This window comes from Labedaea rhizosphaerae (assembly GCF_004362825.1).
Lineage (GTDB): Bacteria > Actinomycetota > Actinomycetes > Mycobacteriales > Pseudonocardiaceae > Labedaea > Labedaea rhizosphaerae.
Map to the genome: position 1 here is coordinate 854,341 of NZ_SNXZ01000001.1, position 14,628 is coordinate 868,968.

Annotated in this window: 17 protein-coding genes; 8 read left to right on the top strand and 9 right to left on the bottom strand. The window is 64.6% G+C overall.

The genetic code is table 11. The features are described 5' to 3' along the window. Window positions 1-16: 16 nt before the first annotated feature. Window positions 17-388: a GntR family transcriptional regulator gene (locus tag EV186_RS03745; RefSeq protein WP_133847658.1), complete on the top strand. Its 372-nt coding sequence runs from the start codon at window positions 17-19 to the stop codon at window positions 386-388. Between the two features lie 2 nt (window positions 389-390). On the opposite strand, the gene EV186_RS03750 is transcribed toward EV186_RS03745, so the two are convergent. Continuing rightward, window positions 391-573, bottom strand: a complete 183-nt coding sequence (locus EV186_RS03750) for a hypothetical protein (RefSeq protein WP_133847659.1) — start codon at window positions 571-573, stop codon at window positions 391-393. Window positions 574-760: 187 nt separating this feature from the next. Here EV186_RS03750 and EV186_RS03755 point away from each other — a divergent pair, with 187 nt between their 5' ends. The 4 genes from EV186_RS03755 (at window position 761) to EV186_RS03770 (ending at window position 3,360) form a co-directional block, all read left to right on the top strand. After that, the gene (locus EV186_RS03755; protein WP_133847660.1) at window positions 761-1,540 is read left to right on the top strand and encodes an aminotransferase class IV family protein; all 780 of its coding nucleotides are present in this window, start codon (window positions 761-763) and stop codon (window positions 1,538-1,540) included. A gap of 104 nt (window positions 1,541-1,644) precedes the next feature. Next, window positions 1,645-2,133, top strand: a complete 489-nt coding sequence (locus EV186_RS03760; RefSeq protein WP_133847661.1) for a hypothetical protein — start codon at window positions 1,645-1,647, stop codon at window positions 2,131-2,133. Window positions 2,134-2,237: 104 nt separating this feature from the next. Next, on the top strand, window positions 2,238-2,390 hold the full coding sequence (locus tag EV186_RS40670) for a hypothetical protein (RefSeq protein WP_341814170.1): 153 nt from the start codon (window positions 2,238-2,240) through the stop codon (window positions 2,388-2,390). A gap of 166 nt (window positions 2,391-2,556) precedes the next feature. Further along, the gene (locus tag EV186_RS03770; RefSeq protein WP_133847663.1) at window positions 2,557-3,360 is read left to right on the top strand and encodes a Scr1 family TA system antitoxin-like transcriptional regulator; all 804 of its coding nucleotides are present in this window, start codon (window positions 2,557-2,559) and stop codon (window positions 3,358-3,360) included. 10 nt (window positions 3,361-3,370) lie between these two features. On the opposite strand, the gene EV186_RS03775 is transcribed toward EV186_RS03770, so the two are convergent. Beyond that, complete coding sequence (locus EV186_RS03775) at window positions 3,371-4,264, bottom strand: SUMF1/EgtB/PvdO family nonheme iron enzyme (protein ID WP_243753802.1); 894 nt, start codon at window positions 4,262-4,264, stop codon at window positions 3,371-3,373. A 210-nt stretch (window positions 4,265-4,474) separates the two neighbouring features. Between EV186_RS03775 and EV186_RS03780 the strand changes: the two genes are divergently transcribed. Further along, complete coding sequence (locus EV186_RS03780; protein WP_208115464.1) at window positions 4,475-4,681, top strand: GntR family transcriptional regulator; 207 nt, start codon at window positions 4,475-4,477, stop codon at window positions 4,679-4,681. 14 nt (window positions 4,682-4,695) lie between these two features. Then, on the top strand, window positions 4,696-5,616 hold the full coding sequence (locus EV186_RS03785) for an SUMF1/EgtB/PvdO family nonheme iron enzyme (protein WP_133847664.1): 921 nt from the start codon (window positions 4,696-4,698) through the stop codon (window positions 5,614-5,616). Window positions 5,617-5,659: 43 nt separating this feature from the next. On the opposite strand, the gene EV186_RS03790 is transcribed toward EV186_RS03785, so the two are convergent. The 3 genes from EV186_RS03790 to EV186_RS03800 all read right to left on the bottom strand — a co-directional run bounded on the left by EV186_RS03790 (window position 5,660) and on the right by EV186_RS03800 (window position 10,733). Next, window positions 5,660-7,234 carry a DUF262 domain-containing protein gene (locus EV186_RS03790; protein ID WP_133847665.1) on the bottom strand — a complete coding sequence of 525 codons (1,575 nt, stop codon included), beginning with the start codon at window positions 7,232-7,234 and terminating at the stop codon, window positions 5,660-5,662. A 505-nt stretch (window positions 7,235-7,739) separates the two neighbouring features. Beyond that, window positions 7,740-8,669, bottom strand: coding sequence for a NaeI family type II restriction endonuclease (locus EV186_RS03795; RefSeq protein ID WP_166659007.1), 930 nt, complete (start codon window positions 8,667-8,669; stop codon window positions 7,740-7,742). A 90-nt stretch (window positions 8,670-8,759) separates the two neighbouring features. Further along, window positions 8,760-10,733: a hypothetical protein gene (locus tag EV186_RS03800; protein ID WP_133847667.1), complete on the bottom strand. Its 1,974-nt coding sequence runs from the start codon at window positions 10,731-10,733 to the stop codon at window positions 8,760-8,762. 1,057 nt (window positions 10,734-11,790) lie between these two features. On the opposite strand from EV186_RS03800, the gene EV186_RS03810 reads away from it, so the two are divergent. Then, window positions 11,791-12,018 carry a hypothetical protein gene (locus EV186_RS03810; RefSeq protein WP_133847668.1) on the top strand — a complete coding sequence of 76 codons (228 nt, stop codon included), beginning with the start codon at window positions 11,791-11,793 and terminating at the stop codon, window positions 12,016-12,018. Between the two features lie 9 nt (window positions 12,019-12,027). On the opposite strand, the gene EV186_RS03815 is transcribed toward EV186_RS03810, so the two are convergent. The 4 genes from EV186_RS03815 to EV186_RS03830 form a co-directional block, all read right to left on the bottom strand. Then, entirely contained in the window at window positions 12,028-13,218 is a 1,191-nt protein-coding gene (locus EV186_RS03815; protein WP_133847669.1) for an RNA polymerase sigma factor, read from the bottom strand. Beyond that, window positions 13,218-13,565, bottom strand: a complete 348-nt coding sequence (locus tag EV186_RS03820; RefSeq protein WP_133847670.1) for a YciI family protein — start codon at window positions 13,563-13,565, stop codon at window positions 13,218-13,220. Before EV186_RS03820 ends, EV186_RS03815 begins: the two co-directional genes overlap by 1 nt. A gap of 18 nt (window positions 13,566-13,583) precedes the next feature. Continuing rightward, the gene (locus tag EV186_RS03825) at window positions 13,584-14,021 is read right to left on the bottom strand and encodes a DUF6069 family protein (RefSeq protein WP_133847671.1); all 438 of its coding nucleotides are present in this window, start codon (window positions 14,019-14,021) and stop codon (window positions 13,584-13,586) included. A 101-nt stretch (window positions 14,022-14,122) separates the two neighbouring features. After that, the gene (locus EV186_RS03830; protein WP_133847672.1) at window positions 14,123-14,566 is read right to left on the bottom strand and encodes a MarR family winged helix-turn-helix transcriptional regulator; all 444 of its coding nucleotides are present in this window, start codon (window positions 14,564-14,566) and stop codon (window positions 14,123-14,125) included. Between the last annotated feature and the right edge of the window lie 62 nt (window positions 14,567-14,628).

Consider the following 14,628-nt stretch of genomic DNA (forward strand, 5'->3'; position numbering starts at 1 on the left):
CTGTAGGCTGGTTGACATGGGGAAACTCGACCCGAACAGTCCGCAAGCGCCGAAGTTCCAGATAGCTGATGACCTCGTGGCTGCGATTCGCTCGGGGGAGTACGCGCCGGGTGATCCGCTGCCGTCGTACAAGGCCTTGGCCGATGACTACGGCGTGGCGATCGGCACCGTTCAGAGCGCCATTGCCGTGCTGCGGGAGCGGGGCGTCGTCGTGACTCGGCAGGGAACGGGCTCGTCGGTCCATCCCGATCTCGACCCGAAGACGCTGCCCGATCGCGTCGCTCAGCAGGTGGCCGTGCCGGCCGCCGACCTCACCGAAATGCTGGCCCTGCTGCACGAGATGAACGAACGCCTCAAGGTTATCGAGGCAAACACCCGCGCGGACTAGCATCAAAGTTCCCGGAGAAACGTCGCGATCTGATCGATCCACCCGAAAACCGTCTTCACGAAATCGGCAGCATCGCTCGGGTGCTTCACCACGATGACCAGAACGGCCAGAACCACGGCCGTACCAACCACCTTCGACAGAACTCCGCCGCCGGTCTTGAATCCGGGAATCGCGTTCTTCGCCATCGGATTTCCTTCCGTTGTTGGGCATGCACCAACTGTGCCGCCGATCACGGAAGGCCAGAAGTGCCCCAATAGGCCCCCAGCGCTGAACTTTTACCGAACCCGGGCCTCTGAACTTTTACTGAACTTCGCCGAACTTGGACCGCACTCGGCGTGTCATCCGGGCCGTTCACCTGCGAAGGTGGTGCACATGCACCTGAACGGCGAGCTCCCGACCATGGACCAGATCAAGGCCCTGGCCTTGACCAACTACGGCCACTTCACGTCGATGCTGGTCGAGGATGGCTGCGTTCGGGGCTTGTCGCTGCACATGCAACGGCTCGCCCGGGATTGCCGGCTGCTCTTCGACGTCGACCTCGACGTCGATCGCGTGAAGCAGCTCGTCCGCCAGGCGCTGACAGACTCGGCTCCGCGCACCGTCGCCCGGGTCACGATCTATGACCCCGCGCTCGACCTCGGCACCATCGGCTCCGACGCAGCGCCACAGGTCCTCGTGACGACGCGTGCGGCGTCGGCGAGTGCGCCGGGCCCTTTGCGGCTCCAGGCCACCACCTACCGACGTGAGATGGCCGCCGTGAAGCACATCGGGCTGTTCGGTGCCCTCCAGTGCCGGCGAACCGCGCAACGCGAGGGCTTCGATGACGTGCTGTTCCTCAACCAGGACGGGACGATCTCGGAGATCGCCACGTCCAACATCGGATTCGTGCGGGCGGGCGAGGTCATCTGGCCTCGCTCAGAGTGGCTGACGGGCATCACGATGACCTTGCTGAACCAGGCTTTCGACGAGCCGATCAAGACCGAGCGGCTTACCCCCGCGGATCTGTCAGACATGGAGTTCGTGTTCGCTACGAACGCCGCGACGGGCATCCGGCCGGTCGCTTCGGTGGACGACCAGTCCTGGCCCGTCGATCACCCCATGCTGAAGGAGCTGCGCGACCTGTACGCAGACATCCCCGCCGAAGAGCTCTAACCGCTTCGGTCCGTTTGCCCAGCTCAAACGGTTGAGTCCCACGTTCGCTCACTCGAACACCGGCACCGGCGCTCTTGGCCCGTGCGCAACGTCCCGGTTGGCTGATGGCAGCACCCGGCGCCCACTGCAACGGCATCCCGAGCCGTGGCAGTCGTGCCCCAGCGCCGGCGCCGGGTGCGTCTACCGAAACGCCGGAACAGACAGGCCGAACGATGCAAATTCAGGTAGCGCAGTCGTGCTCGATCTCAGCCGAGAACACAGTCGAACATGACATGGCTAGGCGTTCCCGCGACCGAATTTACGAAACGCTCGAAGCCGCAGATGCGCTGGTCGATATTGGTGATCCAAGCGAGCACGAGATCGCGCTGACTCGACGCGTTGTCGAGGATCTGACGAGCGTGATCCACGATCTCGTGGCGTGTCATTCAGCGGCCGTCCAATTGAGCGAGATCGGCCGGCCCACCATGCGCTGCGATGCCTGTGAGTCACCGTGGCCCTGTCAGGTCTACCGGGCCATACATCAAGCCATCATCGACGAGAACCGTTGCCTCGAAGCCGCCCGCGTACTGATTTACGAGCGGCGGGACGACTAGCGATGCCCAGGCCGAACGGGAAGCAGATCCGAAAGCTGCGCCGGGAGCGCGGTCTCACGACCGCAGAACTCGCCGCGCGGGTTGGCTTCACCAACGAAGGCTCGATGCGCAACATCGAGAACCGCAACGATCCGATCGCGCTGATCAAGCTGCACAGGATCGCCCGGGAGTTGGGCGTCGTCGTCGACGAGATCATGGCGGCCGGCCCTGTTCCGTCCGCGCCGAAGACCAACCACTCAGCCGGTTTGCCCAGCTAGACCGGCTGAGTTCCACATTCGCTAAGCAGCGCCTCGCATAGACGCTCTGGGCCGCGCGCCTGTCTCTCGTTTTGCTGGTGATCACGGGTGCGCTCCGCCGGCGACGCCGAGAAAGGACGGGACGAATGGACCGCCACGACCACCACCATCGCCGTAGGCATGTCCGATGACGGCCGCACTGGCTGAGCCGACGCGCCTTGACGTTCCGAGTCCACCGGTAGCGCGCCGGCGAGCAGCCAGGAGGCTCCGTGCAATGCGCGCGCGGACCGGTCTTCGGCTGGTCGACGCCGCGGCACGGCTGGACATGAGTACCAGTGCGCTGCACCGCCTCGAAACCGGTGAGACGCTCGCCAACGTCCACGTCGTCCGATCGATGATGGACCTGTACGACCACTATTCGCCGAACCTCCTGGACCTGGTCCGCACGTCTCGAAGCCAAGGCTGGTGGCGCGCTTACGGCGTCTTCGACGACTACATCGGGTGGGAGACCGACGCTGCGCAGATGTGCGAGGTCGCCACCACGCGCATCCCAGACCTTCTCCAGGTCGACGACTACGCCCGCGCGACTGGCTCCGACGGAAGGGCCTTGTCCGTTCTCAAAGCCCGTCAGAGCAGGCTCACGGTGCTACGGCTGAACGTCGTGATCAGCGAGGCAGTGATCACGCACGACGTGCCGGGCGTCGACCTGCGTGCGCAGATCGCTCACCTGAGCAGGCAATCCGAGCTGTCTACCGTGGCTATTCGGGTCCTCCCCGCGGCCGAAACCGCACGGATGCAACCCACACCCCTTCGCCTGCTGGACTATCCGCATCCTGACCCGTGCGTCGCGTTCGTCGACTCCGCGCTAGGCCGTACACAGACCGACGAGCTGCGCGACACCGTTGCGGTTCGACGAACGTTCGAGTCCATAGCTGCGGCCGCCATGACGCCGCGCGAGACGCGAGACTTCCTCTCACGGATCAACCGCTAACGATCGGCGCTTATTCTGTTGTGACGCAACGAAAACCTGTGTCGTCGTCGCACATCTCAGCGGCGGCATCGTTGAACGACGAGGGGACAGCCCGCAGCAACGGACTGGTCCACGCACCGCCTTTCAGCTCGCGCCGCCCCGGCGTCGTCTCCGTCGAGCACCACTCCCACACGTTGCCGCACATGTCGAAGACGCCGTACGGGCTTGCGCCGCTCTGGTAGCGGCCCACCGCGGTTGTGCTGCCCACGCCGTTCTCACGAACGTTGCACTTGGCCGCCGTGGCCTGGTCGCCCCACGGGTACACGGTGCCCCTGGTGCCCCGTGCCGCCTTCTCCCACTGCTGCGCGCTCGGCAGTGCCTTGCCTGCCCACGCGGCATACGAGGCCGCGTCGTGCCACGTCACGAACACCACGGGGTGATCACCTCTGCCCGCCGGAGGACGTCCGTCTGCCCAGTGCTGCGGCGGCGCGTGGCCGGTGGCGGCGAGAAACCTCGAGTACTCGGCATCGGTCACGGGATGGACGTCGATGTGGAACGTCGGCACCCACATCGGTTCGTTGGCCTGGCCGGACAGGAACACGCTGCCCTCGACCCGAGCCATCAGCCGGCCGTCTACCGGATGCCGGCGGTGCCCTTCACCGATCGGCCGGTGGCCGATGTCCGGCTGTTCGCGGTTGGTGAGGAGTTCGGTCAGGCGGGCTGACGAGACCGCCAGAACCTTGCTCAGCTTCGGCCACAGATACGGCAATGGGCTGTGCCGACCCGCTTCCCAGTGGTGGACGGTGCTGCGGTCCACGCCCATCACTTCCGCAAGCTGCTCCTGGGACAAGCCGACGACCTTGCGCGCGTAGATCAGGTCGACCCGCCGCTCGAACGTCTTCCCGCGTGTCTGGCTCACGACCACTCCCGATGTCATGGATCGCCCTTGACGCCGACCCCCACGCGGGGGATTCCGCACCGCTACGGCCCGTGGAAGATCCGCAGGTCGGAATACGACGTCCTATGACAACAGGTGAGATCGTACAGCATCGCCGCAGGTCGGAGGACATCTACGGTCCGAATTGTGGCTTGGACATCTCGCGCCGATCAGATCGTCCGTGAAGGACCTGATCTGTTGTATCGGCAGGTCGCCGATGACATCGCGGCCATGGTCAAGTCCGGGGAGCTGGAGCAGGGCAGCCGACTGCCCGCCGAGTACGAGCTGATGGAGATCTACGCGGTCAGCCGGCCAACGATCCGATCGGCCATGGCCGAGTTGAGCAAGGCCGGCGTGGTGGCGGTTGTGCGCGGCCGCGGGACCTATGTGAAGCGGCGTTCATAGGGGGAGCTGGGACGATGGCCACCGTTCAACGTTGGTCGGGTGTCGAGGTGCGGGCGCTGCGCGAGGCCAAGCGGATGAGCATCCGGGAGTTCGCGGCCCACCTGGGCGTGAGCGAGCGCATGATCTCGAAGTGGGAGGCTGGCCGGGAGAACATCCGCCCGCGGCCGGTCAACCAAGCAGCGCTCGACACCGCGCTGGCCCGCTGCGACCCGGACACCCAAGCCCGTTTCGCCTTCCTCACCGGGGACTCGCTGGTTCCCGACGAGTCGGCTGGCGCGGTCGCCGAACCCATCGGTGCTGATCACGTTCGGCACCCGGTCGACGGGCGGCTGATGGCTCGGGTCGAGGGCAGCGTGTTCCTGTCCGGTCCCGGCAATGAGCCGGTATGGCTGCCGACCTTCTACATCGATGTGCACCCGGTGACCAACGCCGAGTACGCCCGGTTCGTCTCTGCGGCCGGCCACACCCCGCCCCAACACTGGGTCGACGGGCAACCACCAGCAGAAGCACTCGACCACCCCGTCGTCTACGTGACCTGGCACGACGCCACTGCGTACGCCGAGTGGGCAGGCAAGGCACTACCAAGTGGACAGCAGTGGGAGAAAGCTGCCCGCGGCACCCGCGGCACGGTCTATCCCTGGGGTGACCAGCCCACGCCGGCCAAGTGCAACGTCCGCGAGAACGGCGTAGGCAGCACCACCGCCGGCGACTGCTACCAGAGCGGCGTCAGCCCCTACGGCGTGTTCGACCTGTGCGGCAACGTCTGGGAATGGTGCTCCACCGAGACCAAACCCGGCCGACACGAACTCAAGGGCGGCGCCTGGACCAGCCCTCTCCTGCGAGCCACCCCCTCATCGTTCAACGACGCCGCCGCCACCATGTGCGACGACGACACCGGATTCCGGTGCGCCGTCACGACGGAGAACCTCGGGTAGTCGAGAGGTCGCGCCGAACCATGAGGCAGGAGTGATGCTCCGATTACAAACCCATCAGCTCCTTGGCCTTCTGGGCCAAGACTTGACTGCGCTTCGCCATAAACTCGTCAAAATCGTCGTCAAAGAGTGCCGCTGGACAGAAGGCGTGTTCAAGAATCTTCGGCACCGCTTGATCATCCATCCGACTTCGGTAAAGGCTTGGAGCGACGGCGCCCAGAGTCTTGTTGTCTGCACTTGAGAGGAAAACAAAGTTCGCTAGAGCGCCGATCTCCGACGTGGTTCTGCCTTGATCTTTAAGGTATTTCTGCGGATAAAGATGGTGGAACTCGTTTCGGTTGTACGCTTGTAGAACTTTCCCGAGGCTAATCGGCGACCCTGACACGAAACTCAGTGGGCCGCCTTGAGCAAGCAGGAGAACGAAGATCTTGGTATGAACAGTAGAAACATTGAATGTTTGATCGGAGAAGTACGCTGGCTCAACTTCGGCAGTAATCGCATCGAGGTTGGAGCCCTTACCTGTCCTGAGCTTCTCTGCTTCCTCTACATCCCGGTTGAGGTTACGGATAACCCCTGCGCTAAATCGACGAGAAAAGCATGAGCGCCAGAACCATGACAGGAGCACCCGACTTTGGGCTTTCGTGACCTTTACCTCTTTACCGTCCGGTGCCGCAAAGAAGACGGATAAGGGTACCAGGAGTGCCGGATATGGCAAGTTCGCCAGCGTTGCTACTCCAATATTTGCGCGAAGAAAGTCGATGGCGCCCTTGATTCCATTGACCATTTCAGTGAAACGGTCGCGAACTTCGCCGCCATTAAGTTCTACGAGGGCGCCTGGTGAAACATCTCCATTGACGATGGCTGCGCAGCAGCGCAACAAAAGGTTGGAGTCATCTCCTACCCCATGAAAGCCGAAAGGGCGGAGCTCCTCGGCGAACTCCTCGAACTTCTCTTGCAAGTCGAAGTCTTCACTCCAAGTCCAAGCGGACAGTAGCTGAAGAATGTCCAGCTCCATACCCATGCGATTTACCCGCTCAAAGACGATTGCGACCTTGGCGCGATCATCCGTTTCAACGAGTTGCACCGGTATCGATGCCTGCTGGAACACGGCTTGTACCCCACCTATGCGATCCGCAAGGGCGTCATCGAAGTCCTTAGTTGCCTGTCGATACGCGGGTACATTGAAGAACGTGCTCACGGGAAAGTGCCGTTCTGGATCTACTTTGTCCGCGGTCAGGCAGTGAAATTGCGACTCCTGCAGATCCGATTGGGCACCAAGATCGAAAAAGATCTTTGTCCAGGGCGCCACTTCTCGGGGTTCGATATCGGATTGGAAGACGCCAAATATCGACGTCAATCGCTGCTGGCCGTCGAGGACATAATCTATCGGCAGGTCTGGGTCATGCTCAGGCAGCTCGAAGGGGCCCAGCTGACGCTCCGACTTCAGTTGCTCTTTCGTTCGCCACAAGATTGCGGCGCCGAACGGATAGCCCTTATAGATACTGTCCATCAGGAAAGCTACTCGCTCGGCATCCCAAACAAAGCCTCTCTGGAAGGAAGGGATTCTTAAACGGCCGCTAGTGACGCGCTCAATGATGTTTCGAATAGAAAGATCGCTCACGTGGCCCTTCCCCGGGGATCGTCCTTTTAGCGGCTCCTGCCCACGCGGTATGTCGCCTGGCAAGCTCAAGGTGTTACGTCGCCGTCACCGGACTACTGGCGGTACACGGAGAGCGCCAGGTTGTGGCAGCCAGCATCGCTTCCTACGGCCCCGCTTGCGGGCCCCTATGCAGCGGAGCTGTTACCTATTCGGTCCCAGGCGGAACCCATCGAATAGTTGCAGTCGTGATTGCATTTGCTGATGGTCCCAGCGGCCTCGCTTGCCCGCTCGGCCGCGATAGCCTGTTCGAACACGGCCGTGTAGCGACCGGTCATTCGGCGCGCCATTCTTTGGCCAAACAATCTTGGAACACACGTGACGTGGACCGCTTTGTCACCAAGCGACCGGTCAACGGCGTCAGTACCCAGTGGTAGGAGGCCGCGAGTACGACTTCGCCTGCATCTGCGCACACCATAATCACGACTCACGAAGGCCACGCCCAGGGTGACTCGCCTGTTCCATCGTCCTAGTGTTTGAAATCTTCTGGAGTGAGGCCCAGCCCTACTATTTTGGCTCTGGGTATCGCGACCCAGGCCTCGTTGCTGAGGTCGTGACCCAGCTTGGCTGCGACGTTGAATTCTCCTCGCCAGGTACCAACTAGGACGACCAGACCGTGCTGATCTAGGAGGTACGGCTTGGCTTCACGAGCCCGCCTGAGTGGTTCACGAAGTCCGGCCCCTACCGTGGTGATGCTTTCGCGGGGAATAACTTGTTCGGGGAGGTACCCGAACAGGGCGATCAGGCGCTTGAGGAGGCTGTCTGAGCCGAAGACGACGCGGAGCTGATCGTGAGTGAGGCTGCGTAGCGGTTCAGGTGGGAGGTCAGTCCAGGGAGCAACCTCCAGTGCGTACTGCCTGACAGCGTCGGCGTACGGGCTGCGCTTGAGATCCCTGTTTCCTTGGTTGCCGCTGAGCCACGCCCGGTGTGCGCGCATTAGCAGCGCTCGGAAGCGGTGCCTGCGGGCGTCGATTTGGATCATTAAGGTGATCTCGCATTGGCCTTCGCGCGGGATCATCCAAGTCGCTCTGACCGTGCCCTTGATCTCCACGGGGATGCCCATGATCATCGTGTCGAGCGGCGGCTCTTTTACCAGTTCAAGGCTTTGGATGACATGATATTGGAGCTTAGTGCCGACCGAGGAGCGTTCATCCTTATCAACCTCCTCGCTCATGAGATCGAACCGCCATGTACGGGCGCCGTCCAACACGTAGCGCACAGCATCGTCGACCGCAGTGCGCAGAAGACTCGTGATCGGGCGCAGCGTCAGCCAGGTCAGGACCTGTTGAAGTTCTTCGTCGTTCTCCGGCGCGATGATGGTATGCAGTGGCCGCGGACCGGCCTTGCGCGGATCGGGGTGGCACAGGTCGCCCGGCGCCGGTAATGGCTTCTTGGTCATCAAGACCATTATTAGCCGGCTCGGTCAACCAGATGCCAGGTGCATAGGGGCGGCTGGCCGACAGCTGTACTGTCGGCCAGCCGACCTCAGTTACGGGGTGAGCGACTGGCCACCGGCGTCGTCGGCGTTTTTGGTGGCCTGGTGGGCGATCGGCGCGTTGTACTCGACGCCGGTTTCGTACCAATCATCGAACTTTGCGACGACGTCCCTGGCCAGCTTTCGCCACTTCTTGGCCGTCACCTTGGGGAGCCCCTGCTCCTCTACGATGCTGTTGCCATCCAGGTCTTCGACCGCCTCCAGCAGGGCGATGCCACCCAGAAGGTCTTCGAGGGCCTGCTCGATCGTGTGTTGAGCCGTAACGAACGGATCGACGTTGTCGCTGTCGTCATCGTTGTGGGTGCCGTTCTTCGGGAACAGCTCGTACCGGATGTAGGAGTTGGTGAGGGACACGGGCACCCCTTCACCGCTGAGGATTGCCTGGCCATCGTCGTCACGACGGTACGGCTGCTTGCCGCGGCGGCCGTCCTTGACGATGTCGGCCAGCACCCGAATGCCGTCGGCATCCAGAGCCATGGCCTCGAGGACTTCGGACACCTTGCGCCTGTCAGAGTTGGCGCCCTGGTCGTTTCGCGGCACCCGCAGCACGTCGTACACCGCGGCGTAGTACAAGGCCCGCACAGCAAGTTCGGCAGAGGACCGCCCCAGCTTCCCGGTTTCGGCGTCCCCAAGCGCTGCCTTGGTCAGCGCGGCGAGCGTACGGCTCGTCGGCTCCCACTCCGCCAGCATAGCGACAGGGCCACCGTTAATAAGGATCTTCGGGATGCGCTCCAATGCCACATCGCCGAACTGGTGCGTGCCCCTGAACTCCCGTGCGGTCAGCTCTACCGCGTAGGGCAGTTTCGTGGTGCGCCGAACCTGCACCCGGCGGTCGCCGTCCTTTCGCAGGACGAACGCAATGGGACGGCGGATCGCGTCGTGCACGAGCCGTTCCTGGGTGGTGAACAGCCAGATCAGCCGGGCAAAGCGGTCCTCGATGCTCTCCTCCAAGCCCGCCTCGGCTGCCTCTGCCCGAGTCAGCTCGCCACGCAACCACCGGTATTCCTCGTCGCCCCGGAGGAGGCCTGCACGGGAGGCCGCGGCCAAGCAGTCATCCGCGAGAACGGCGTCGCCGGCCTCGGTGTCCCAGTCCGCCTTCCGGTTGAGGTGCTCCTGGGCGACCTTGGCCTTGATCGCGTCCTCAAGATCGAGAGTGCCTTCCTCGTCGGGCCGGAACCCGACGATCAGGATGAAGTTCGTCGTCGCGCACCGCACCTTCGCGCGGTCCTCCTCGGAGATCGACGAGGCTGGCTGCTCGACGATCGCGTTGATCTCGTCGATGAACTCCCGGATGGGCTTCGCGCTGGACGGCATACGGAACAAGGCGTCGTCGGGTTCGTGCCCGAGAGTGTCCTGCGCCCAGCACACCCGCGAGGAGCCTTCGCGAACGCGTGGCACTGCAATGGCAGCGGTGCCGTCGTCGAACTCGAACGTCGACATGACGCCGAACGGTGCGTCCATGATCCCCTGCTCGGTGATCTTAGGGTGCGGTTCGTTCTTGGCTCGGGTCTTTTTCATCGCGCGGTCCAGCGCCCAGGTGAGCTCGTCGCGGCCGGAAACCTTAAGGGTCAGCTCGGCAACACCGGCCTGAGTGTCCATGGTGAACACCTCGGTGCCTTCGACGGCGTCGCCCGCCACGGGGTAAGTGTGCTCGTTGGCGTTGCGGGGGTTGTTAACGTCGGGCACTAGGCGCGGCGTCCACACCTCGCCCTCGATGTACCAGAGGTCACCACCCGGGATACGCATCCGACGCGGGCGCTCCAACTGCGGAAGGACCTGCTCCGGATCGACCCAGATCGTGGACATCGCGCCTGCTGCGCGATCGCTCATGCCGAAGTGCTTCTTAGCTGCCGCGCGCACGTGCCGGATCACGTCCGCTGATGGCAGCGCCGGGAGCCTGCGCAGCGGGCGCGGCATCTTGGTCTGCTCGCCGTCGACCTCAGTACCCTGCTTGTTCTTGCTGGTCACAATCGAACTCCTCGGTTCGACAACCACAGGAGTCGATCTCCCGCGGTGTGTTCACACGGGAGCCGGGCGCCGACCAGCTCACGCTCTGAGCGTCTAGTGGATCTGGCCCACCGTCCGCTCAAGCGGCACGAGATGCCGATCACAGCCATTGCGTGACCTCACGGCTACTAGCTAGCCATGTTGGGCCCTTGCGTGCCTCCTCCAGGATCTGGCGCCCTGGATTCAGCCAGCTGCGACGCAACTCACGTCGAAGACCAAACGCTAGCACAGCGTGCGGGCCGATGGAGTCCACATGGTCAGCCTCCCCTCGGCAGACGACCGGTCCTTGTGCACCAATCCGGGCGCTATCGTTGGGGAGAAAATTGGGAGAAGACCTCATCAAGTCCCCACGTATCAACCGCCGCAGACCAACGCGGAGCGACGGCCTGACCAGCTATTTTCGACGTAGTTGCTGACCGGCGAGGACGTCAGACCTAATTCGGGACGAAGAGGTCGCAGGTTCAAATCCTGTCACCCCGACGGTCGATCCGGGCGGTCCATGCTCGCGGAAAGCGCGAGCTGTGGATCGCCCGTTGTATTGCCCGGGGGCCGAGCCCCCGGACCCCCACGGTGCGAGCTCCGCCGAACCAGCGCTGGGCGCGTTCGCGTAGACCAGCAAAGCTGCATATGTCGCGTCGATTGAGATCGTGGTCATCTAGCCGGTCCGCTGAATCCGTTACCTTGCAACGAGAGCAGGCTCAGGTTCGTCCACTGTAGAGCTGGGGCCTACCTGCTTGTGAAGATGCGGGCTAGTTGGTGGTCGATGAGGGCTACGGCTTGGTCGGCCGTGTGTTGCTCCAGCAGGACGCCGGCTTGCAGGCCTTCCGCCCCGGCCACAGGAAAGCGGCTTCCGCGGCTACTCGCCTCAGGGTCACCTGTTCCAGACCGCCGCTGGTCGCCAGGCGCCAGACTGCTGGGGCGATGTGGCGACGACGCAGAGCGTGATCCACCTGTCGGGGCATGCCGTGCTTCCTCTCGGGGTACCCAACAAGGACCACAGAGTCGAGTTAGGAGCGGCATGCGAGCGCGATCTCTGGCCTACCTGATCGTTGGCATGGTCCTGCTGGTCCTCGGCGCGCAAGGCGCCATCCGGCTGCTGGCCGACCACGACAACGGCGGATTCCTCGGCTGGATCCCCGGCGGCTTCCTGGCCCAGCTGTCCTGCTACATCCTGATCGCCGTCGTCGGCTCGTACGTGGCGGCCCGGGGCAGCGGCAAGGTGAGGCCGGCTGAGCGAGACCGCTGACCAACTCGATCAGGGAGCTGCCAGGCGGGCTCGGCGGTTCTGCAGGAATTCGCGCTCGGTGTCGTTGGTGGCCAAGCTGATCGCCTCGTCGTAGGCGGCGACGGCCTCGTCCGTGCGACCCAGGCGGGTGAGCAGGTCGGCCCGGGTCGCGGGCAGCAGGTGGTAGCCCGGCAGCTCCAGGTCCTCGATGGTGGCCAGCGCCAGCAACGGGCCGTGGACCTCGGCGACGGCCACGGCTCGGTTCAGGGCCACGATCGGGGTCGGGGTGAACTGCATCAGCTGGTCGTATAGGGCCAGCACCTGGCTCCAGTCCGTCGCGGGTCCGTCGGTGTGGACGGCGTTGATCGCGGCTTGCAACTGGTACGGCCCGGGCTGGTTGCGGCGCAGGCACCTGCGCACCAGCTCGTGCCCTTCGGCGATCAGGTCCTGGTTCCACCGCGACCGGTCCTGGTCGGGCAGCAACACCAACTCACCCGACGGCCCGACCCGCGCGGGGCGGCGGGCCTCGGTGAGCAGGAGCAACGCCAGCAAGCCGATCGCCTCGGGCTCGTCGGGCATGAGCGAAGCGAGCTCCCGCGCCAGGCGGACGGCCTCTAGGCAGAGGCCCGTGCGCACCAACTCCCCCGACGTGGACGTGTAGCCCTCGTTGAACACCAGGTACAGCACGGTGAGCACCGACGCCAGCCGGTCGGGCAGGTCGGCGTCGTCAGGCACCTTGTAGGGGATGCCGGCGTCGCGGATCTTCTTCTTGGCGCGGACGATCCGCTGCGCGATGGTCGCCTCCGGCACCAGGTACGCCCGCGCGATCTCCCCCACCTCCAGCCCACCGAGCAGCCGCAGGGTGAGCGCGGTCTGCGCGAGCGGCGACAACGCCGGGTGGCAACACGTGAACATCATGCGGAGCTGGTCGTCACGCACCGGTCCCACCTCCTCCTCCGGCTCGTCGGATTGGTGCAGCAGCAAGGCTTCCGCGTGCCGGGCCTCCCTTGTGGACTCCCGGCGCAGGCGGTCGATCGCCCGGTTGCGAGCGGTGGTCACGATCCATGCGCCCGGGTTGGGCGGCAGCTCGTCCCAGTTCTGCACGGCCACCGCGAACGCGTCCTGCACCGCCTCCTCGGCGAGCCCGATGTCGCCGAGGAGGCGGGTCAGCGTGGCCACGCACCGGCCGTACTCGGCCCGGTAGACGTCGTCGATGTCCATCAACGGCGCGAGCCGTCGTCGAACGGGCGCACCTCGATCGGCTGCCCGCAGGCCTGCGCACACTTCTCGGCCCAGGCCAGCGCCTGGTCGAGGTCCTCGACCTGGATCACCCAGAACCCGCCGAGCTGCTCCTTCGTCTCGGCGAACGGGCCGTCGGTCATGGCGCCCGAAGGCTGGACCACCGTGGACGCGTGCGAGTGCTGCAGGCCGCCGACGAACACCCACGACCCGGCGGCCTTCATCTCCTCGGTGACCTTGCCGGTCCGGGCCATCTGCGCCTGGACGTCCTCTTCGGACTCCGGCGGTGCGCTCTCGTCGATCTGGACGGCGAGCAGGTACTGCTTCACGGCGAACTCCTCCGAGGGTCAAGCGGACAGGCGGCGCGCGATGGCCGGGACCACGATCGCAGCCGCGACGAGGTGCGCCACCATCAGCAGCCCCTTCGTGACCGTGGCGGCGTCCACGAGCACATCCGGCACCAGCGACAACGCGGTGAGCACGACCGTGGTCCGGACGAACGCCGTGCGCGGCCGGCGAGCCTTGCGGGCCAGCACGAGGGCGAGCACCAGGCCCACCACCGAGAAGATCGCGGTCAGCGTGGCGAACCCGGCCACCGGGATCGGCGCGCCGCCGACGTCGAGGCTGATCCCGGCGAGCTCACCCACCCCGGCGATCGTCGAGGTCGCTGCGGCGGCGACGGCCGTGGCGGTCAGGCCACCGACGATCAAGCGGCGCGTGGTCCGCGGCTTCGCGGGGGCGGTGGTGGAGACGGTGGTGGTGACGGGAGCGGTGGTGACGGACATCGTGAGCCTCCAGTGCTGGCGACCGACCCATGCCGGTCTCTCACTTGAGCTACGAACGAGCTCGACCGCATTCGACATCGCCGCCAAAACTTTTCCGTGGGCTACTTCGCGCGGCGGCGGCTGTCCACGTTCGCGGTCATCGTGTTGAGGGTGTCGGGCAGGGACGCCACGGTGTCTGGCGCCAGACCGGCGATCGTCTCCTCGGCCAGGGCGCACCACAGCTGTTTGACCTGCGTGGCCAGGGCTTTGCCGCTGTCGGTCAGTTCGACGACGCTCGCGCGTTTGTCCGACGGCACCGCCCGGAACCGAATGTGACCCGACGCTTCGAGCTTGCGGGTCATGAGGGTGACGCTGGGCGGCTCGCAGCCGAGGGCCTCGCTGAGCTGCGCCTTGATCATCGGGCCGGTGCGGGCCAGTTCCAGCAGCAGCGCTTCCTGCCCGGGGTGCAACCCCAGCGGGGCGAGGAGCGCTGACGCCCGGGCCCGGTGGCGCAGGCTCAACAGGCGGATGGCCTGGTTGATGGCGTCGGCTTGCTCGAAGTCCACGGCCGCTCCTTGACAGGTTAGTTACGCGCATAACATTATGCGCATAACTAAGTTTACCAAGG

Coding starts and splice junctions, on each gene's coding strand:
- EV186_RS03745 (WP_133847658.1), top strand. CDS start 17: ATGGGGAAACTCGACCCGAACAGTCCGCAAGCGCCGAAGTTCCAGATA.
- EV186_RS03750 (WP_133847659.1), bottom strand. CDS start 573: ATGGCGAAGAACGCGATTCCCGGATTCAAGACCGGCGGCGGAGTTCTG.
- EV186_RS03755 (WP_133847660.1), top strand. CDS start 761: ATGCACCTGAACGGCGAGCTCCCGACCATGGACCAGATCAAGGCCCTG.
- EV186_RS03760 (WP_133847661.1), top strand. CDS start 1,645: ATGGCAGCACCCGGCGCCCACTGCAACGGCATCCCGAGCCGTGGCAGT.
- EV186_RS40670 (WP_341814170.1), top strand. CDS start 2,238: ATGCGCAACATCGAGAACCGCAACGATCCGATCGCGCTGATCAAGCTG.
- EV186_RS03770 (WP_133847663.1), top strand. CDS start 2,557: ATGACGGCCGCACTGGCTGAGCCGACGCGCCTTGACGTTCCGAGTCCA.
- EV186_RS03785 (WP_133847664.1), top strand. CDS start 4,696: ATGGCCACCGTTCAACGTTGGTCGGGTGTCGAGGTGCGGGCGCTGCGC.
- EV186_RS03795 (WP_166659007.1), bottom strand. CDS start 8,669: ATGACCAAGAAGCCATTACCGGCGCCGGGCGACCTGTGCCACCCCGAT.
- EV186_RS03810 (WP_133847668.1), top strand. CDS start 11,791: ATGCGAGCGCGATCTCTGGCCTACCTGATCGTTGGCATGGTCCTGCTG.
- EV186_RS03815 (WP_133847669.1), bottom strand. CDS start 13,218: ATGGACATCGACGACGTCTACCGGGCCGAGTACGGCCGGTGCGTGGCC.
- EV186_RS03825 (WP_133847671.1), bottom strand. CDS start 14,021: ATGTCCGTCACCACCGCTCCCGTCACCACCACCGTCTCCACCACCGCC.